Consider the following 17903-nt stretch of genomic DNA (forward strand, 5'->3'; position numbering starts at 1 on the left):
AGGAGTTAACCGCATGGACTGATTCCTTCCAACCGAATGGACGGACGAGTCGCACCGGGACGGCGATCGGGTATGGAGCGCCGGGTCCGACAATGACGGGTGCAGAGGCCAGTGGCGACCTTCTGATACTGGTCGCCATGATCGTCGGACTCGGTGTCCTCTCACAGTTGTTGTCGGCACGGTTTCGGGTGCCGAGTGTTCTCTTTCTCATCACCGCGGGGGTCGCGATCGGTCCGGAGGGGCTCGGCGTATTGACCATCGATTCCTTCGGCGAGAGCGGACTCTCGACGATCGTCGGGCTCTCGGTAGCCATCATCGTCTTCGAGGGTGCGTTCCACCTCAAGGCCGAGAAGATACGGGAAGCGCCGGCAGCCGTGATCCGATTGACGACGGTCGGTGCGGCGATCGCCTTTCTGGGAACCGCCGGCGCAGTCCGCTTTTTCCTCGGGGCGAACTGGGACATCGCGCTGTTGATCGGCGCACTCTTGGTCGCGACGGGACCGACGGTCGTCACGCCGATCCTGAAGGTCGTCCCCGTCCGTGACCGGGTCGCAGCGACCCTCGAGACGGAGGGGATCGTCAACGACGTGACGGCGGCGATCCTCGCGGTCGTGCTGTTCAAGTCGATGACCGTCAGAGAGGCCCACGCGGACGTCTACCTGCAACTGTTCGCCGAGCGGCTCGGAACGGGCCTGCTCGTCGGCGTCGTCGTCGCTGCGGTCGTCTGGGCGGTGTTGCAGTACGTCGACATTTCGCCCGACGATGCGCCGCGGAACGCACGATTGCTGACGTTAGCGGGGGCGATCGTCGCCTTCGGGACGGCCGATTACGTTTTCGCCGAGGCGGGCGTCGCGGCCGCGGCGACGGCCGGCCTGATCCTGGGCAACGCCAACCTCCCCTACGAGGAGGAGATCGAGGCGTTCAAGGGCGATATCACCCTGCTCGTTCTCTCCTTCGTCTTCATCACCCTCGCGGCACTGCTCGAGTTCGACCAACTGTTCGCGCTCGGGCTCGGCGGCGTGGCGGTCGTGGTGGCTGTCATGCTCGTCTTGCGGCCGTTTCTGGTCTTTCTCTCGACACGGGGTGGCCGGTTTACGTTCAGAGAGCGGCTCTTTATGAGCGCCGTCGGGCCGCGGGGGATCATTCCGGCCTCGGTCGCGACGCTGTTCGCGATCCGACTCCAGACCGGCGCAGCGCCGACCAACCCGGCCGGTGCGGACCTGCTCGTCGGGACGGTCTTTCTCGTCATCCTCGTGACGGTCGTCCTCGAGGGCGGCCTGGCCCGGCAGATCGCGGAGACACTCGACGTGATACCCATGCGTGTACTCATCATCGGCGGCGGCCGCGTCGGTCGCTCGCTGGCAGAACGACTCGAAGCGCGCGGCGAAAACGTGGTCCTGATCGAGGCGGACAAGACGGTCCTCGAGGAGCTTCGCAACGACGGGTTCACCGCCCGCGAAGGCGACGGCACCGACACCGAGGTGTTACGCGAGGCGGGCGTGGAGAACGCCAAGACCGTCGTCGCGGCGTCCGGCGACGACGACGTGAACCTCCTCGTGGCCCAGCTCGCGAAATCGAACTTCGACGTCGAGAACGTGATCGCTCGGGCGAACAACCCGTCGAACGCGTCGGCGTTCGAGGACCTCGGCGTCCAGACGATCTCGGCGGCCGAGTCGACCGCGTGGGCGATCGACAATCGGATCGAGCGGCCCGCGCTCTCGGACTGGATGTCCGAACTCGGTCGCTCCGGCGACGTACAAGAGATCGAGATCACCGACGAGGATCTCGTCGGGCAGCGGATCGTCGACGTCGGGGGCGAACTCCCGAACGGCGTTCTCATCGCACTCGTGAGCCGGAACGGGACCAGCGAAGTGCCGACCCCCGACGTCGAACTGCAGGCGGGGGATCATATCACGCTCATCGGCCGCACGGAGGCCGTTCAGGAGGCGATCAACCAGTGTGGCAAACCGGTCTAACACTCGGCTTCTCGCGGACGGACTGACTGATCAGGTCGCGACGAGGCCGACGGCGACGACCGCGAGGACAAGTCCCGCGACGTTCGTCGCGCTGAGCTGTGCCCCGAAGTAGAAGACGCCGACGATGGCCGGGATCACGAAGTAGAGCGCCGCGATCGCGGAGACGATCGCCATGTTGCCCCGGGCGAGGCCGGCGTAGAAGCAGATGGAGGCGGCCGCGAGGAACGCGCCGGAGACGAGGGCGGCGGCGACGTCGACGCGGGTGCCGGAGACGGGACGGCGAAGCGAGAGGACGTAGCCGCCGGCGATGACGAGGCTCGCGACGTAGGAGAGGAACACGGCGTTGACCGGCGAGAGCGAGCGGGTCGCGACGCCGCCGGCCACCGCCCAGCCGCCATAGAGGAGCAACGCGCCCAGTGCGAACAGGATCGACGTACTGACCATGCGGCCGGCTTCGCCGTGATTCGGAAAAACGTTGCGTTCGCGCCGACTGTCTTACGCGTCGTCGCGATCGTCCCCGTGACGATCGGGGGCGTCGGTCGGCCGATGCTCGGCTTCGCCGGGGAGGATATCGCCCAGCGAGCCGCCAAGCGCCATCGCGGTGAAGACGACCGAGACCTGACAGAGATTGACCCACGGCTCGTCCCACGCGACCCGCCCCCACAACGTCATGAGCCCGGCCGCGGTCGCGAACGCGATGAGCAGGACCCAGACCGGGCGACGCGGCACGAGGCCGAAGTAGGGGTCGTGGATCTGCACCTCCCTGAAGTCGGCGACGTAGAGGATGCCGACGACGAGCCCGACCGTAAACAAGAGGTTCGCCGCCAGCAGCGCCGGATGGGTCGCGAGGAACGCGCCGATACTGAAGACGCCGTCCTCGACCAGCATCGGGAGCCCGATGACGACGCTGCCGACGAACGCTTCGGCCTTGTCCTTGTAGGTGAACCGGGTGATGACGTTCCCGACCGCCGCATTGTGCGAGAGCCGGCCCAGTAGCCGCATCGTCCGCCGCACCTCCGTCCGCTCGTCGGCCGTGTCGACCGTCTCCTCGAGCGTCTCGAGTTGCTCGTAAACGTCGTCGATGGTCGCGCCCTCGAGCGACTCGTCCGGCTGGGACATACCGGGACCAGACGTTGCGAGTGGATAAATCCGGGCCGACTCGGGATCCGCCGGCCCGATCGCAGCCGCCGCCCGAACGGCTCAGCGTCGAATCCCGCCCGAAAAACCGATACCGTTTTGCGGCCGTGTCCACCACTGTGGTACTATGAAACACTCACGGGGACCGCTGTGTTCGATCGATGTCGGGGACCGAACCGTCGAGACCGAAGACATCGACGACGTCCTCGAGTCCTATGTCGGCGGTCGGGCGCTCGGGACGAAACTCGCCCACGAGCGGATCCCGTTCGATGTCGATCCGCTCGGAGCCGACAACCGCCTGTTCTTCGCGACGGGGCCGCTTCAGCACTCGACGATGAGCTTCACCGGGCGGACGTCGGCGACGACCGTCTCGCCGCTGACCGACGGGCTGCTCTCCTCGAACGCCGGCGGGTTCGTCTCGCGGAACTTTACGGGGACCGGCTACAGTGCCGTCGAGATTACCGGCGCGAGCGACGACCTCGTCGTCGTCCACGTCACCGACGACGGCGTCGAGTTCGAGGCCGTCCCCGACCTCGAGGGGGCGACCGTGCCCGAGACCTGCGAGTACCTCGAGGACGAACACGATCTCGGGCCGGAACACACCGCCGTTATCGGGCCGGCCGGCGAGAACGAGGTCCGCTTTGCCTCGGTCATGACCTCGGAAGAACGGGCCTTCGGCCGCGGCGGTCTCGGCGCGGTGCTGGGCGCGAAAAACGTCAAGGCGATCACCTTCGACGGCGACTCGACCCGCGAGGTCGAGATCCCGGCCGTCCAGATGGAGATCCACGGCGAGGCCGCGCAGGCCGACCACCCGATGAAGGCACAGGGGACCACCTCGGTCGCCGAGTACGCCAACATGGTCGAGGCCCTCTCGAGTTACTACTTCGAGGACCTGTCCTTCGAGGGGATCGACGGGATCAGCGGCGACCGCGTCGAGGAGAAGAAGTACAAGAAAGGCACCTGCTCGTCGTGTGCCTTCGCCTGCAAGCTGCCGACCCGGGACGAGGAGTCCGGCCTCGAGACGGAAGGCCCTGAGTTCGAGACGCTGATGGCCTTCGGCTCGAACTCGGGCGTCGACGACATCGTCGACGTGATGCAATCGAACAAGCTGTGTGACGTCTACGGGCTCGACACCATTTCGACGGGCGACACCATCGCGGCCTACCTCAAGAGCGAAGACGAGTTCGGCAACGTCGATCTCATCCACGACCTCGTCGAGCAGATCGCCCACCGCGAGGGCGTCGGCGATACGCTCGCGGAGGGCGTCGACCGGATCCACGAGGACCTCGGCGTCGAGAACTGGTCGGTCAAGGGCATGGAATTTGCCGCCCACGACGGCCGCACCCTGAACGGACAGGGGCTGGCCTTCGCTACCTCGAACCGCGGTGCCGACCACATGTACGCCGAGTTCTACCCCTACGAGTACCCGCTAGTCGGCGAGGAAGACGCGTTCCAGAAGGAGGGTCTCGAGGGCAAGCCGCCCAAGCTCGTCGAACTCGAGAACCTAAACGCTGTCAAGGACAGCGCGATCTTCTGTAAGTTCTCCCGGGACTTCCTGACCGAGGAACGCATCGAGACGCTGCTCGATGCCGACTACGACGACCTGCTCGCCCTCGGTGGCGAAGTCGTCGCCATGGAACGGCACTTCAACAACCAGCGCGGCTTCGACCGCGGCGACGACCGGCTGCCCTACGAGCTGCCCGACTTCGAGCAGGGCCTCGAGGAGTACTACGCCGAGCGCGGCTGGAACGACGACGGCACCGTCCCCGACACGAAAGTCGGCGGGGGAAGCGCGGCACCGGCCGACGACTGATCGCGACCCGATTTGCCCCGGTCGGCGCGAGCGACTCGAGCCCGCTCACTCGATCGGAATTCGCGTTACCGTCCGTGCGGGCGTTCTGATCGGGACCGACTCGGTCCGCTCGGCGGCGTTGCGCTCGCCCTCGAGCGTCGCGAGCCGCCGCTCGACCCCGTTGTGGTGGCCCGCGCCGACGACCGCGACGACGTCGTAGCCCTCACGACGGAGCGCGTGCAGTCGCCGCGCCATCGACCGATCCCGGCGGTCGATCAGTACCGCCGCCACCTCGGGGAACAGCCGCCGTAGGTGGTCGATCGCCGGCTGGACGTCGTCGCCGTGTGAGATCTCCGCGACGGGCTGCTCGAGCAGCGCCAACTGGTCGACGTACGCGTCCGGTCCCATCGACTGCGCACGGAGCATACTTCGAGGGATCGTCAACGGCCCGACGCGACGGGCGAGTTCCCGCAGGGTCTCCGCCACCGGATCGTCGATCAGCGCGACGTCGAGGTCGCACTCGGCGGCCGTCTCGATGGCGGCCTCCATGTCGGTGTAGTCGGGATCGAGTCCGGCGAGGCGAACGACCGTCCGCTGGAACGCACGCACCGCGCTGTAGGCAGCCGCGGCCGGCGGCGACAGTTCGCGGCTCAGTTCGGTGAGAGCCGGCCCGCTATCGGCCTCGAGGCGCTCGAAGCGCGACTCGTCGAGTTCGACGGCCACGAGGTCCGGCTCGACCGCACGGATCCGTTCGCGGACCCGCCGGCAGTGGCTCGGCGAGAAGTGGACGCTGGGGACGAGGGTGACTGTGCCGTGGTCGGGCATCCCCTGTGGGTTCACCGGCCAGCGGCTTGAAGCCACGACCCCGTCCGCTACTCGTCGTCGGTTTCCTCGAGTTCCGGCTCGAGGCGGTCGTCACCGCGTGACGGCAGCGACGTGTCGTCGGCGCGCGAGGGGTGGATGTTGACGTTGTGTCCCCGATAGGGGTCGCTCTCGGGGTCGTAGGAGAGTTCGCTGCGCTCGAAGATGTAGATGAAAAACCCGATCAGCGGGATACAGAAGGTGATCGCCGCCCACTTCCACTGGGGCTCGAGGCCCACCCGACCGGCGTCCCAGTAGGCGACCGCGGTGAGCCCGAGATGCCAGGCCAGCGGGATGCCGACGATGATCGCGAGGAGGCCGATGCGCATACGCGGCCTACGGACTCGAGACTACTAAACGACCCGCCACCTGACGGGACTCGAGGACGGTGGCAGTGAGAGGACGGGGTGCTGTTAGCTCTCGTTGGCCCCGAAACGTCCGAACGCGTACTCCAGACCGAACATGACAAGCGCCATCGTGAGCGCTCGAAGGAGGAGGAGGTCTCGACTCAACAGGTACCCGGCTGCGAGGACGCCGATACCGGTCATTAGCCCCAACACGGCCGCGTACGGTCCGCGAGAGAGTCCTCGGAGCCACGTATCGGTGCGATCATAGAGACGTTTCACACCGCTCATATGTGACCGAAACAACTCGAGCGTGAATATCCTATCGGAGCAACAGTACTTTTTGTCTCAGGCGACGCTCCCGCGTTGTCCTCGCAAAATCCGGACCAAAAAGTCCAGTTTCCGCCGCTCGCGGGTCACCGCGTTCCCCGCTCGCGATCCGCGGTTCTCGGCCGCTGGCCTCCGAACCGCGCTCAGTTCACGTCGAATTCGATCGCCGCACCCTGACGCGACCACCTTTTGTCTCGGACGACGCTCCTACGTCGTCCTCGCAAAATCTGGACCAAAAAGTCCAGTCCCCGCTGCTTAGTTAACGTCGAATTCGATCGCCGCACCCTGACCGAAGCCGACACACAGCGTCGCCAGCCCGAGGCCACCGCCGCGCTTCTGGAGTTCGTGGATCAGCGTCACGGGCAGACGCGCGCCCGAGGCACCCAGCGGGTGACCCAGCGCGATCGCTCCGCCGTTGACGTTGAAGATGTCGGGGTCGATGCCGAGTTCGTCCCGCGAGTACAGCGACTGGCTCGCGAAGGCCTCGTTGAGTTCCACGAGGTCGTACTCGTCGATGTCGCGGCCGTTGCGCTCGAGCAGGCCCTTCGTGGCCGGGACCGGGCCGATCCCCATGACGGTCGGGTCGACGCCGGCGACGTTGTTCCGGCCGACCTCGGCCATGATCTCGAGGTCGTGTTCCTCGGCGAAGTCCTTGCTGGTGACCAGCAGGGCGGCCGCGCCGTCGGAGATCTGGGAGGCGTTGCCGGGCGTGACGGTGCCGTCCTCCTTGAACACGGTGGGGAGTTCGGCGAGCGTCTCCGTGGTCGTGCCCGGTCGGATGCCCTCGTCTTCCTCGACGGTGCCGTCCTCGGTTTCGATCGGGACGATCTCGTCGTCGAAGCGGCCTTCCTCGGTCGCCTCGGTGGCTCGCTGCTGGCTACGGGCGGCGTACTCGTCCTGTTCCTCGCGACTGACGCCGTACTCCTCGGCGACTTTCTCGGCGGTCATCCCCATCTGCAGATCCCCGAGGTCGTACAGTTCGGAGATCTTCGGGTGGATGTGGCCGTAGCTCTCGCCCATCGCGACGCGGCTCATGCTCTCGACGCCGCCGGCGATGATGGCGTCTCGGTTGCCGGCCGCGATGGCGTCGGAGGCGGAGATGACCGACTGCATCGAGGAGGCACACCAGCGGTTGATCGTCGTCGCCGGCACCGACTCGCCGAGTTCGGAGAGCAAGGCGATGACGCGGGCGAGGTTGTTGTCCTGTTCCTCGCGCTGCTGGGCACAGCCCCACATCAGATCGTCGATTTCCTCACCGGAGAGGCCGGTTTCGGCCAGGATCTCGTCGATCAGTGGCACCGAGAGGTCCTCGCTGCGAACGTCGGCGTACACGCCGTCTTCTTTCCCCTGTGGCGTCCGCACTGCCTTGACTACGACTGGCGTCTGTGACATATACTACCGCATGCCCCTCACGGACTTAAATCCGGTCGAACTCCGGCTGGCGGGAAAAGTGTTTACGGGCCGAGTAACCGGTCCCCGACCGCCCGTCGTCGCCGACCCACGGCCCGCCGGGGTCGACGACGGGGGTCGATCGCGCCGCCCTCGAGCCGGTCGGCTCGAGAACAACCCTTATCTCGGATAGCTGGTAATACGCGGGCATGGACGAGGACGGACTGGACGCGTCTCGGTTCGAGGGCGACGACGCCGAATCGGACCGCGATCCCGAACCCGAACCCGCTGGGACGGCAGACGAGGACGGCGACGGCGGCTCGATGCCGGGGGTGCCGGACCCCGACCCGCAGGACGACGACGTCCCCGAGGACGTACAGAAGTATGCCCGGTTCACGAAGATGGACGGCGCGCAGTACGACCGGGTCAACGAGTTCCTCCGGGACCGCACGTACATCACCGCTCGCGAGTGGGCCATCGCGCGGCTCTGTTCGGACTTCCGGACCGAGACCGGCGTCGAGATGACCAAGATCGGCGAGAACCTCCCCGAACTCGTCCCCTTCATGACCGACACCTACTCCCCGCAGGCGGTCAATCAGGCACGAGCCTCCTTCGAGGAGAAGGTCCGAACCGCCGGCGCGACCTTCCTCTACGGCGCGATGTGTGACTTCTTCACCGCCGAGGAACTCGACGACGTGATGTACGAGGCCACCGAGGTCGCCAAGTTCTTACTCGAGGTCGAAGGCGTCGACCTCTCGGTCGAGGAGGAACTCGAGGCCGAGGAACGCATCTCGACGGTCATGCGGGAGGTCCGCGAGGCCAGCGAAGAGTTGCGCGCGGCGGACCTCGCCGAGAGCGAGGAGTAGGCGAGTGACAGAAAACGGTAATATGGCTGTAGTGAGTCGACACGGATATGAACGACTCTCGTGACGAACGGTCGGGCTCGGCCGACGACGGCGACCGCTCGCCCGGACTGATCGGTGCCGGCATTGGCGTCCTCGAGTTGCCGGTGTTTGGCTATCTCGGGCTCGTACTGTTCGGCCAACCGATCTTCGGCGCGTTCGTCGGGCTCGTGATGGGGCTCGGAACGTACCTTTCTTTTCCCGCCCTCGTGGCGGACGACGACTCCAGCGAGATCGAGACGACTCCGGAACCCGTCGGCGACCAGCTCCGTCGGTTCCACCGCACGGCGGCCGGGCTCGCGCTCCCGCCGGCGGGGATCCTGTTGCTCGCGTGGCGGTTCGTCAACGAGAACGTCCTGCTTGGGGTCCTCGCGACGGCCGTGATCGGCCTGGCGATTTACGCCCCGCTTGCAGTGTTGCTGCCGCGCCGACTCTCCTGACGCGGCCGATCGTTGCGCTTGCGCGTCCGCTACTTATGCCCGCTCGAGGGCTATGTCGCTCGCATGACGGACCTTCCACTGGCACCCGACGGCGGCTGGGAATCGCTCTATCTCGCGGGCGACTGGACCGACAGCGCGGGACGAAGTCCCGCGAGCAGTCGGACGCAGTCCGACGACGACGGCGATCGCGACGCGATCACCGTCGAGAACCCGTACACGCGCGAAGCGATCGCGTCCGTCCCGGCGGGGACCGACGCCGATGTCGACCGGGCCTACGAGACCGCCGCGTCGGCACAGGAGACGTGGGCCCAGCAACCGCCACAGGCCCGTGCAGGGGTGATCAGCGCGGCTATCCAGTTCGTCGGGGATCACCGCGAGGAGATCGTCGAGCTACTGGCCCGCGAATCGGGGAGTACGCGGGTCAAATCGGAGGCCGAAGTGGAGACTGCGAGGGGGATGATGCAACAGGCCGCCAGTTACCCGTTCCGGATGGACGGCCAGCACGCGGACTCGATCACGCCGGGCAAGGAAAACGTCGCCGAGCGAGTGCCGGTCGGCGTCGTCGGCGTCATCTCGCCGTGGAACTTCCCGCTGCATCTCTCGATGCGGGCTGTCGCGCCGGCGATCGCTGCCGGGAATTCGGTCGTCCTCAAACCCGCCTCGAACACGCCGATCACGGGCGGGTTGCTGCTCGCGCGGATCTTCGAGGCCGCGGGCGTCCCCGATGGCGTCCTCAGCGTCGTCCCCGGCCGCGGCTCCGAGATCGGCGACGCGGTCGCCGGCCACGACATCCCCCGGACTATCGCCTTCACCGGCTCGACCGAGATCGGACAGGGGGTCGCCGCCACGGCGGCGCGCAACTGCGCCCTACCCGCCATGGAACTCGGCGGGAACAACGTCCACGTCGTCACCGACGACGCCGACCTCGAGCGGGCCGTCGACGGCGGCGTCTTCGGTTCCTTTCTGCACCAGGGCCAGATCTGCATCTCCATCAACCGCCACCTGGTCCACGAGGACGTCTACGACGAGTACGTCGACGCGCTGGCCGACCGGGCCGCGTCGCTGCCGACCGGCGATCCGACCGACGACGACACCGTCATCGGTCCCATCATCGACGAGAGTCAGCGCGATCAGATCCTCGAGTACGTCGAGGAATCGGTCGACGCGGGCGCGACCCTCGAGACCGGCGGCGACCACGACGGACTCGTCGTCGAGCCCACAGTCCTCTCCGACGCCGACAACGACATGGCCGCGGCCTGCAACGAACACTTCGGTCCCGTCGCGCCCGTGATCCCCTACGCGAGCGACGACGAGGCGATCGAACTGGCCAACGACACGATCCACGGTCTCTCGGGGTCGGTCCACAGCGAGACCATCGAACGGGCTCGCCGGATCGCGGACGGGATCGAGACGGGAATGATCCACATCAACGACCAGCCGGTCAACGACGAGCCACACGTCCCCTTCGGCGGGATGAAGCAATCGGGCATGGGCCGGTACAACGGCGAGCAGATCCTCGAGGAAGTGACGACGACGAAGTGGATCTCGATCCAGCACGAGCCTCGCGAGTACCCGTTCTGAGTGCCACTTGGTCCACGGATCCACGGCGGTTCCGACCGTCTCGGTCCGTCGCTGTGTCCGATTCGATCGGGGTCCGCCCTCGCCGCTTCGTCTCGCTTCTCCCGGTTGGAAGCGTGGTCCTTATGACAATATAAATTAACCAACTAGTAGGCATGGAACGCCGAACCTACCTGGTCACCGCTGGCATCGGCACCTCGTCCCTCCTTGCGGGCTGTCTGAGCGACGGTCCGAGCGACGACGAATCCGACGGCGACGACGAACCGGACCCCGACGGCGGCGAGTCCGAACCCGAAAGCGAACCGGACCACGAACAGGTCATCGAGACCTACCTCGAGGCCGCTCAGGCCGAGGATCCCGACGCGATGGCCGCGGTCGTCCACAGCGCGAGCCCGTTACAGGGGCTGCTCACTGATCCGGAGTGGGAGTTCGAATCGAGCGGCTCCGCCGATCTCGACGCCCTCGAGACCGAGGTCGTGACGGCCGACGGCTCCGTCGCGGACGTCCGCGAACTGGAGGGTGCCGAGTTCTGGTTCGCGGAGTCCGACCTCGAGGCCGAGATCGACGACGCGGAGATCGTGCTGGTCCGCGCCGAACTGGACGATGCGGCCGTCGGCGACAGTGCCGGCGTCTACGCGCTCGTGACCGAAGGCGACGAGTGGAAGATCTTCTGGATAGAGAGCGAGGACGACACGCCCGAAGACCCCGAGGAGGCGTTCGAGCCGGAGATCATCGACACCGACGACGACGTCGTCGAGCGGATCGAGTGGGGCGTCGACGCGGTGAACGCCCCCGAGGGCTCCGACTCCGACACCGGATACTACGCCCGCGTCCACCTTACCGACGAGCCCGGCCGCAAGGCCGATCTGATCCGCATCGAATCGACGATCGCCGACTCGACGTTCGAGTTCTACGGTGAAGACAAGACCGAGCCGTCGACGTCGTGGGCGGGGACTTGGGCGAACGTTCGGCTCAACGCCGACGGCGATCAGATCGTCGTGACTGCCGTCCGCGGGGATACCGAGACGGTCGTCCATCGGGAACACTACGAGCCGTCGGACTGATCCCGTCGATCGGGATCGCGGATTTCGGCTCGAGGGCTGTCGTTGTGCTGTCGCGGATTGCTCGCAGCGACATGCGAGGGTTGGGATTTGAACCACGCCCGAGAACCTCCTCGCGTATTCGCAGAACCTCGGTCTGATTCGAATCCCGCGTCTCGCAGACACGACTCTCACTGTCGTTCGAGTCGGTATGCGAGGGTTGGGATTTGAACCCAAGGACTCCTACGAGAGCGGGTCTTAAGCCCACCGCCGTTGGCCTGCTTGGCTACCCTCGCACAGAAGGCGTTCGATGGTTGTTCCGGGGTGGGGATGTGCGTTTCGGTGTGCGTTCGCGCCGTCGGCCTACCAGTCGACGCTCAACGTGCCGTCGCCGTGGGGATCGGGCGCGATCTCCTCGTCGGTCCGGCGGTCGACGACGTGGATGCAGCCGTCGTCTTTCTTGGCCGGACAGACCTCCGCGGCGCGGACGTTGTGATCGAGGTCGTCCTCGGCGATGAAGTACTCCTCGGGCTGGGCCATTCCGGAGGCGATCGACATCTCCCAGTTGTCGCTGACCTCGGCGCACTTGCCCGCACCGAAGCACTTGTTGGCCTCGAAGATGATCTTGTAGGGTTTCTCGTCGACCGGGGGTGCGTCGCCGGAACCGACGTCGCTGGCCTGCTGGATACCGTCGTCGTCGCTCATGTGTCCCCGTTCGAGCGAGCGGCCTTTCGCGTTACGGTTGGCGCGAGTCACGGTATCGATTCCACCCGCCGTGAACCAGCGACGCCACTGCTGGGTTCGATTCGAGACCGGTTCGGCCGCTCGTCGTCGTGGCTGCTCTGTGGCTGGTGATTCGTCTCTCGGTATCGGGTGGCCGATTGTCTCTCCCAGAAGTACCAATACTATCATGTTATTGCACAACAGACAATATTGTTTCTAAAGAACAATACAATATCGGAGACAGGATCGCTGTTGCTACAAAACCTGCTGAGTGCGTTCACACTTTGGCCTAGTCGTGAAACGCATGGATACTGTGTCGAACCTCGTTTTGTTTCGGCAGTATTGCCCAAAAGATGTGTTTATACAGTGAATCAGGAATTGAGGAACTCATATACTCGACAAGGCTTATCGAGTGTCGGTACGTCTGCCGTTTCAAAATAGTTTTATGGTCTCTATTTCTTTGCCAGCTATTGTTTGGTAAATATGCAATAGTGTATACGGGCCTCGGTATAGTTGTCGGATAGATATATTACCACCTGAGAGGCTCCGTTTCCGTGACGTGACCCCGCCGCATCGACCGGGACGGAGCAGCTGACCCGGCGTTGAAACCCACGATCCCGATTACAAACATATGTGTGTAATGGGTGTCAGAACAGCGTGGACTCGAGCGATCCGATTTCGTCTCGAAGCAGTTGTGCCAACTCCTCGGCCGTCGACTCGTCGGTCGCCATGCGATAGGTCGGTCCGCCGACCGAGAACGCCCCGACGACCTCGCCGTTGGGGTCGGTTACGGCCGCCCCGATGGACCGATAGCCGTCGATCAACTCCTCGTCGTTGACCGCATATCCGCGACGGCGGATCGCCTCGAGTTCGTCGAACAGTTCGGCCTCGTCGGTGATGGTGTGGTCGGTCGTCGCCGGCAGCCCCCAGCGCTCGAGAATCTCGCCGACCCGGGATTCGGACATCGACGCCAGCAAGGCCTTTCCGGAGGCGCAGTTGTGCATGTAGAACCGGTTGCCCGCCCGGAACGGGCTGGATTCGGACAGACTCCGTCGGGACGACTCGCCGATCGCGTACTCGAGAGAGTACGCGCGGCCGTTCTCCTCGACGATGAAGTCGGCTTCGTGGCCGGTCGTTTCGGCGAGGGAGTAGACGTGCCGGCGCGCCGTCGCGTACAGCGGGTTTCGTCCGCGTGCGTGTTCGCCGAACGCGAGGAACTGGAGACCGACGTGGAAGGTGTCGCCGTCCCGGACGAGGAACCCCTCGTCGACCAGCGTGTGGAGGTGGTTGTGGACGGTGCTTTTCGCCAGCTCGAGGCGGTCGGCCAGTTCGCTCAGCGTGGCACCGTCGCTCTCGCGGACCGCGCGAACGAGTGCGAGCGACGTTTGCGTCGTCTTGACCGGCCGAGGGCGATCGTCGGTCATCGTTCGAAGTCGTCGTGTCGTCCGTGCATAAGGGTTCGGAATGTGTGAACCGTGTTCTGGGAGGATCGTCGAATTCACGGTTTATTTCTTGATGATTTACGATGCCAAATCGGTATTTGGGTAGTACCCTATCCGTCTATATATGCGCCACAGTACCACAGGCGATCGGTGGTGTGGCGTGCCGGGCTCCAACTCCCGTCGGTGGCCGTCCGTTCGGAATGCGTGAACGGAAGACGGCGAACTCGATCGGCGCGGTCGATTCCGGCCGTTATCTCCCTCGTCGGCTCGGATTCGGTGTTCCGGTGTTCGCACCTTCGGAACGTGCTGCCGTCGGCGACCGCGGGCGATCCGCACGACTGGTTCGGGGCGGTGATCCGGTCGACCGGCGCTAATCGGCGCCGCAGTGGTTCGTCCACCCGCAGTGCTGACACCACTCCTCCGGTGTGTCTGTCAGTCGCCCACAGAGCGGACAGTTCGTCTCAGTCATCGTCGGTCGTAATGTCGGCGGACAGTCCCTGAGCCATCTCGATGTCTTTGGAGTTGTTCAGCGTCCAGGCGGTGCGCTCGGTGACGGCCTCGATCACTTCGCGACCGCTCGGGTAGCCGTTCCCGGACTTGTTGACGCCGCCGAAGGGCAGGTGAACCTCCGCGCCGATACACGGCAGGTTCCCGTACGCGAGTCCGACCTCGGCGTTGTCGCGGTAGTAGTTGACCTCGCGGTAGTCCTCGGAGATGATCGCTCCCGCGAGCCCGTACTCGGTGTCGTTGTGGATCTCGACGCCGTCCTCGATGTCGCCCGAGTACGTCATGAGCGCGACGTGGGGGCCGAAGACCTCCTCTTGTGTACATCGGAGGTCGGCGTCCGGGTCGGCCTCGTAGACGAACGGGCCGATCCAGTGGCCGTCCTCGTGGCCGTCGGGAACCTCCGCGTCGGCCAGTTCGTCGCGGTCGACGAGGACGTTCACGTCCTCGCTTCGTGCGAGTTCGTTGTACTCGAGGACCTTCTCCTTGTGTTCGCCCTCGACGAGCGGCCCCATGAACGTGTCTTCGGCCAGCGGGTCGCCGACCGCGATGTTCTCGGCGATCTCGACGAAGCGCTCCTTGAACTCGTCGTAGACATCCTCGTGGACGATCAGCCGTTCGGCGGAGACACAGCGCTGACCGGTGGTCTTGAACGAACTCATGACTGCCGAGTGGACGGCGGTATCGAGGTCGGCCTCGTCGCTGATGACGATGGCGTTCTTGCCGCCCATCTCGCAGGCAGCGAGTTTGCCGGGCTGTTCGGCGACGGTTTGAGCGACCTCTTGACCGACCTCGGCCGAACCGGTAAAGAGGACGGTGTCGACGCGTGGGTCGTCGACGATCGAGGCCCCGGCGTCGCCGAAGCCCTGTACCATGTTGAACACGCCGTCGGGGATCCCCGCGTCCTCGAACATCTCGGCGATGATCTGGCCACACCACGGGGTCTGCTCGGCGGGCTTCCAGACCACGGTGTTGCCCTCGACCAGCGAGACGGCCATGTGCCAGAACGGGATCGCGACGGGGAAGTTCCACGGCGTGATACAGCCGACGACGCCCCGGGGCTTGCGGCGCATGTACGCGTCCTTGCTCCCGATCTCGGAGGGGACCACGTCACCGTGTGGGTGGCGGGCGTTGCCCGCGGCCCACTCGACCATGTGTGCGGCTTCGACGACGTCGGCTTTCCCTTCGGAGATCTCCTTGCCACACTCCTTGGTGACGATCTCGCCGAGTTCGTCCGTCCGCTCGCGCAGTTCGTGGTAGATATCCCAGAGGAACTCCGCGCGGTCGATGTGCGACAGGTCGCGCCACTCCTCCTGTGCCGCCTCCGCGGCCTCGAGGGCTCGATCGACGTCGGATTGCGTTCCGCGGTGGAAGGTGCGCAACGTCTCGCCAGTTGCCGGGTTCTCGCTTGCGAAGGTTTCGTCGCCTTCGCCGTCCGTCCATTCGCCGTCGATGTAGTGTCGGTCGGGTTGCTCTGTCGTCTGCTGGCTCATACAGTACGGATGACGGATCACGGCGGAATAACCACGGCCTCCCATGGTCGGGCGCGCCGCCCCCGGCGACGATCGACGATGGGGACCGCGACGCGACCCGCGCTTTCGGCTCGCGGCGCGGTACGGGGCCGACACGAGTCCACGACCGGTCCATGATATCGGTATTCAGTATGTTTATAGTCCTCACGGCGTACTGTCCGAGTAGAATCGACACATGAGCAGTACGAGTTCGACGACGACCACGACAGGGGCGACCGACGGGACGCGACTCACGCTCGATATCTGGCATCCGGACTGCTGGGGCCTGCAGGCGACCGAGGCGGTCGACGCCGGCTTGCTCGTCCACACCGTCCACCGAACCGTCGAGGAGACGGTCAAGGGTCACTTCACCGTCTACGCCGACACGACGGCACAACTCGACGAGTTCGTCGCGTTCGCGGCCGAGTCTCCGCTAACGCACTCGACGGTTGAACTCGGCCAGCGCCCCACGACGGCACCGAACCCGGGGAACGCGACGCGCGAACTGTTCGTCGAGTACGAGCCCGAACACAGTATCAGCGACACGCTCGTCTCGCATGGCTTCATCCACGACGCGTCGGTGCGCGTCGAGAGTGGCGTCGAACACTGGCCGGTCTTCGTCGCCGGCGGTCGCGACGAGATCCGGCGTCGACTCGAGGCCATCCGGGCCGAGACGGACGCGGAGATTTCGATCAGTCGGGTCGCCACGCCCGACGGCGGTCCGTCGGAGACCGCCGATCGGACGGATCTCCTTACGCCGCGCCAGCGTGAGGCGTTCGAACTCGCCTGCGAGCGGAACTACTACGCGTGGCCCCGCGAGATCAGCACGCGCGAACTCGCGGACGAACTCGGCGTCTCGAAGACGACGCTGCTCGAGCATCTCCGGAAGGCCGAAGCGAAACTGCTCAACCCCGACGACGTCTGATCACCGTGTATTATTTCGCGTTTTGACGGACGAATCTTTTGGTCGGGTATCCATTTAGGTGCTTGTCGTCCCAGCAGTCCGGTATGATACCACCGATCGCGAGCCGGTTCGTCGCCGGAACGACTGCGTCAGGCGCTCTGGACCACGTTTCGGAGTGTAACGAAGCGGGGATGGGCGGCATCCTGAACCTCCTCGGCGAACACTACGACGATCCCGAACCCGCCGCGGAGGACGCCGACGCGTACTGTCACCTCGTCTCCGAACTGGCCAGCCGTGGCCTGAACGGCAGCGTCTCGGTCAAACCGTCCCAGATCGGTATCGACGTCGGACCGGACGTCTTCAGGGAAAACTTCGAACGAATCGTCGAGACGGCGGCGGCCGAGGACGTGTTCGTCTGGTGTGACATGGAAGACCACACGACGACCGACACGACGCTCGACGCCGTCGAAGCGACGGCCCGGGACCATCCCCACGGCGTCGGCGTCGCGATTCAGGCGAACCTCACGCGGACGCGCGATGACCTCCGTCGCCTCGCTGACGTTCCCGCCGCCGTCCGGCTGGTGAAAGGCGCCTACGACGAACCGTCGTCGGTCGCCCTCGACTCGAAATCGGCCGTCGACGACGCCTACGAGGACCACCTCGAGTTCCTGTTTCGCGAATTCGACCAGGGTGTCGCGGTCGGGAGCCACGACCCGGCAATGCTTCAGGTCGCGGTCGACCTCCACAAGGAGTACGGGACGCCGTTCGAGATCCAGATGCTGATGGGGGTCCGCGAGGACGCCCAGCGCGAACTCGCCGCGAAGGGGTACGAGGTCAATCAGTACGTCCCCTACGGCGACAAGTGGATGCAGTACTTCTACCGACGGATCCGCGAGCGCAAGGAGAACGCACTGTTTGCGCTCCGCGCCGTTGTCGGCGTCTGACCGGACTGCGGGGTTCGCGACGGCGTCGTCTACCAGCTCGCTCGAGCGTCGGCTCTCTGATTCTTCCGCGCTGATACGTCCGATAT

The 17903-nt window shown here is 65.4% G+C and carries 17 protein-coding genes and 1 tRNA gene; 8 read left to right on the top strand and 10 right to left on the bottom strand.

The features are described 5' to 3' along the window. Positions 1-92: 92 nt before the first annotated feature. Positions 93-1976 (top strand): cation:proton antiporter, encoded by a 1884-nt coding sequence (locus ACERIM_RS10215; RefSeq protein WP_373632430.1) that lies wholly within the window; start codon positions 93-95, stop codon positions 1974-1976. A gap of 30 nt (positions 1977-2006) precedes the next feature. On the opposite strand, the gene ACERIM_RS10220 is transcribed toward ACERIM_RS10215, so the two are convergent. Both ACERIM_RS10220 and ACERIM_RS10225 read right to left on the bottom strand, forming a co-directional pair. After that, positions 2007-2420, bottom strand: coding sequence for an EamA family transporter (locus tag ACERIM_RS10220; protein WP_006649814.1), 414 nt, complete (start codon positions 2418-2420; stop codon positions 2007-2009). Positions 2421-2471: 51 nt separating this feature from the next. Further along, positions 2472-3095 carry a DUF2391 family protein gene (locus ACERIM_RS10225; protein WP_373632433.1) on the bottom strand — a complete coding sequence of 208 codons (624 nt, stop codon included), beginning with the start codon at positions 3093-3095 and terminating at the stop codon, positions 2472-2474. A gap of 145 nt (positions 3096-3240) precedes the next feature. On the opposite strand from ACERIM_RS10225, the gene ACERIM_RS10230 reads away from it, so the two are divergent. Further along, entirely contained in the window at positions 3241-4926 is a 1686-nt protein-coding gene (locus tag ACERIM_RS10230; RefSeq protein WP_006649816.1) for an aldehyde ferredoxin oxidoreductase family protein, read from the top strand. 45 nt (positions 4927-4971) lie between these two features. Here ACERIM_RS10230 and ACERIM_RS10235 read toward each other — a convergent pair whose 3' ends face one another. The 4 genes from ACERIM_RS10235 to ACERIM_RS10250 all read right to left on the bottom strand — a co-directional run bounded on the left by ACERIM_RS10235 (position 4972) and on the right by ACERIM_RS10250 (position 7832). Continuing rightward, a complete protein-coding gene (locus ACERIM_RS10235) occupies positions 4972-5730 on the bottom strand; it encodes a TraB domain-containing protein (RefSeq protein WP_373632607.1) in 759 nt (252 codons plus the stop codon). A gap of 47 nt (positions 5731-5777) precedes the next feature. Then, positions 5778-6095, bottom strand: a complete 318-nt coding sequence (locus ACERIM_RS10240) for a hypothetical protein (RefSeq protein ID WP_049965474.1) — start codon at positions 6093-6095, stop codon at positions 5778-5780. Positions 6096-6179: 84 nt separating this feature from the next. Then, positions 6180-6314 (bottom strand): hypothetical protein, encoded by a 135-nt coding sequence (locus tag ACERIM_RS10245; RefSeq protein WP_373632435.1) that lies wholly within the window; start codon positions 6312-6314, stop codon positions 6180-6182. Positions 6315-6695: 381 nt separating this feature from the next. After that, on the bottom strand, positions 6696-7832 hold the full coding sequence (locus ACERIM_RS10250) for an acetyl-CoA C-acyltransferase (protein ID WP_373632437.1): 1137 nt from the start codon (positions 7830-7832) through the stop codon (positions 6696-6698). A gap of 206 nt (positions 7833-8038) precedes the next feature. Between ACERIM_RS10250 and ACERIM_RS10255 the strand changes: the two genes are divergently transcribed. From ACERIM_RS10255 to ACERIM_RS10270, 4 genes are all read left to right on the top strand, one after another. Further along, positions 8039-8695 carry a DUF5806 family protein gene (locus ACERIM_RS10255; RefSeq protein ID WP_006649821.1) on the top strand — a complete coding sequence of 219 codons (657 nt, stop codon included), beginning with the start codon at positions 8039-8041 and terminating at the stop codon, positions 8693-8695. 47 nt (positions 8696-8742) lie between these two features. Beyond that, positions 8743-9171, top strand: coding sequence for a hypothetical protein (locus tag ACERIM_RS10260; RefSeq protein ID WP_006649822.1), 429 nt, complete (start codon positions 8743-8745; stop codon positions 9169-9171). A gap of 63 nt (positions 9172-9234) precedes the next feature. After that, the gene (locus tag ACERIM_RS10265; RefSeq protein ID WP_373632439.1) at positions 9235-10752 is read left to right on the top strand and encodes an aldehyde dehydrogenase family protein; all 1518 of its coding nucleotides are present in this window, start codon (positions 9235-9237) and stop codon (positions 10750-10752) included. A gap of 152 nt (positions 10753-10904) precedes the next feature. Beyond that, positions 10905-11813: a hypothetical protein gene (locus ACERIM_RS10270; RefSeq protein WP_373632442.1), complete on the top strand. Its 909-nt coding sequence runs from the start codon at positions 10905-10907 to the stop codon at positions 11811-11813. 188 nt (positions 11814-12001) lie between these two features. On the opposite strand, the gene ACERIM_RS10275 is transcribed toward ACERIM_RS10270, so the two are convergent. The 4 genes from ACERIM_RS10275 to ACERIM_RS10290 form a co-directional block, all read right to left on the bottom strand. Beyond that, positions 12002-12085: transfer RNA gene (locus ACERIM_RS10275), tRNA-Leu, on the bottom strand. Positions 12086-12152: 67 nt separating this feature from the next. Beyond that, positions 12153-12494, bottom strand: a complete 342-nt coding sequence (locus ACERIM_RS10280) for a ferredoxin (RefSeq protein WP_049965479.1) — start codon at positions 12492-12494, stop codon at positions 12153-12155. Positions 12495-13159: 665 nt separating this feature from the next. Next, positions 13160-13936 (bottom strand): IclR family transcriptional regulator, encoded by a 777-nt coding sequence (locus ACERIM_RS10285; RefSeq protein ID WP_006649825.1) that lies wholly within the window; start codon positions 13934-13936, stop codon positions 13160-13162. A gap of 479 nt (positions 13937-14415) precedes the next feature. Then, a complete protein-coding gene (locus tag ACERIM_RS10290) occupies positions 14416-15951 on the bottom strand; it encodes an aldehyde dehydrogenase family protein (protein WP_373632445.1) in 1536 nt (511 codons plus the stop codon). Positions 15952-16165: 214 nt separating this feature from the next. Between ACERIM_RS10290 and ACERIM_RS10295 the strand changes: the two genes are divergently transcribed. Further along, positions 16166-16894 (top strand): helix-turn-helix domain-containing protein, encoded by a 729-nt coding sequence (locus ACERIM_RS10295; protein ID WP_373632446.1) that lies wholly within the window; start codon positions 16166-16168, stop codon positions 16892-16894. 83 nt (positions 16895-16977) lie between these two features. After that, positions 16978-17817 (top strand): proline dehydrogenase family protein, encoded by an 840-nt coding sequence (locus ACERIM_RS10300; protein WP_049905748.1) that lies wholly within the window; start codon positions 16978-16980, stop codon positions 17815-17817. The last annotated feature ends 86 nt before the right edge of the window (positions 17818-17903 follow it).

The sequence above is a fragment of the Natrinema sp. H-ect1 genome, assembly GCF_041821105.1.
Taxonomy (GTDB): Archaea; Halobacteriota; Halobacteria; order Halobacteriales; family Natrialbaceae; genus Natrinema; species Natrinema thermotolerans.

What these genes read in the sequence shown, in the direction of transcription:
- ACERIM_RS10280 (WP_049965479.1), bottom strand. Translation starts at nt 12,494, where the DNA reads ATGAGCGACGACGACGGTATCCAGCAGGCCAGCGACGTCGGTTCCGGC.
- ACERIM_RS10260 (WP_006649822.1), top strand. Translation starts at nt 8,743, where the DNA reads ATGAACGACTCTCGTGACGAACGGTCGGGCTCGGCCGACGACGGCGAC.
- ACERIM_RS10285 (WP_006649825.1), bottom strand. Translation starts at nt 13,936, where the DNA reads ATGACCGACGATCGCCCTCGGCCGGTCAAGACGACGCAAACGTCGCTC.
- ACERIM_RS10245 (WP_373632435.1), bottom strand. Translation starts at nt 6,314, where the DNA reads ATGACCGGTATCGGCGTCCTCGCAGCCGGGTACCTGTTGAGTCGAGAC.
- ACERIM_RS10225 (WP_373632433.1), bottom strand. Translation starts at nt 3,095, where the DNA reads ATGTCCCAGCCGGACGAGTCGCTCGAGGGCGCGACCATCGACGACGTT.
- ACERIM_RS10250 (WP_373632437.1), bottom strand. Translation starts at nt 7,832, where the DNA reads ATGTCACAGACGCCAGTCGTAGTCAAGGCAGTGCGGACGCCACAGGGG.
- ACERIM_RS10265 (WP_373632439.1), top strand. Translation starts at nt 9,235, where the DNA reads ATGACGGACCTTCCACTGGCACCCGACGGCGGCTGGGAATCGCTCTAT.
- ACERIM_RS10295 (WP_373632446.1), top strand. Translation starts at nt 16,166, where the DNA reads ATGAGCAGTACGAGTTCGACGACGACCACGACAGGGGCGACCGACGGG.
- ACERIM_RS10230 (WP_006649816.1), top strand. Translation starts at nt 3,241, where the DNA reads ATGAAACACTCACGGGGACCGCTGTGTTCGATCGATGTCGGGGACCGA.
- ACERIM_RS10220 (WP_006649814.1), bottom strand. Translation starts at nt 2,420, where the DNA reads ATGGTCAGTACGTCGATCCTGTTCGCACTGGGCGCGTTGCTCCTCTAT.
- ACERIM_RS10215 (WP_373632430.1), top strand. Translation starts at nt 93, where the DNA reads ATGACGGGTGCAGAGGCCAGTGGCGACCTTCTGATACTGGTCGCCATG.
- ACERIM_RS10235 (WP_373632607.1), bottom strand. Translation starts at nt 5,730, where the DNA reads ATGCCCGACCACGGCACAGTCACCCTCGTCCCCAGCGTCCACTTCTCG.
- ACERIM_RS10240 (WP_049965474.1), bottom strand. Translation starts at nt 6,095, where the DNA reads ATGCGCATCGGCCTCCTCGCGATCATCGTCGGCATCCCGCTGGCCTGG.
- ACERIM_RS10290 (WP_373632445.1), bottom strand. Translation starts at nt 15,951, where the DNA reads ATGAGCCAGCAGACGACAGAGCAACCCGACCGACACTACATCGACGGC.
- ACERIM_RS10270 (WP_373632442.1), top strand. Translation starts at nt 10,905, where the DNA reads ATGGAACGCCGAACCTACCTGGTCACCGCTGGCATCGGCACCTCGTCC.
- ACERIM_RS10255 (WP_006649821.1), top strand. Translation starts at nt 8,039, where the DNA reads ATGGACGAGGACGGACTGGACGCGTCTCGGTTCGAGGGCGACGACGCC.
- ACERIM_RS10300 (WP_049905748.1), top strand. Translation starts at nt 16,978, where the DNA reads ATGATACCACCGATCGCGAGCCGGTTCGTCGCCGGAACGACTGCGTCA.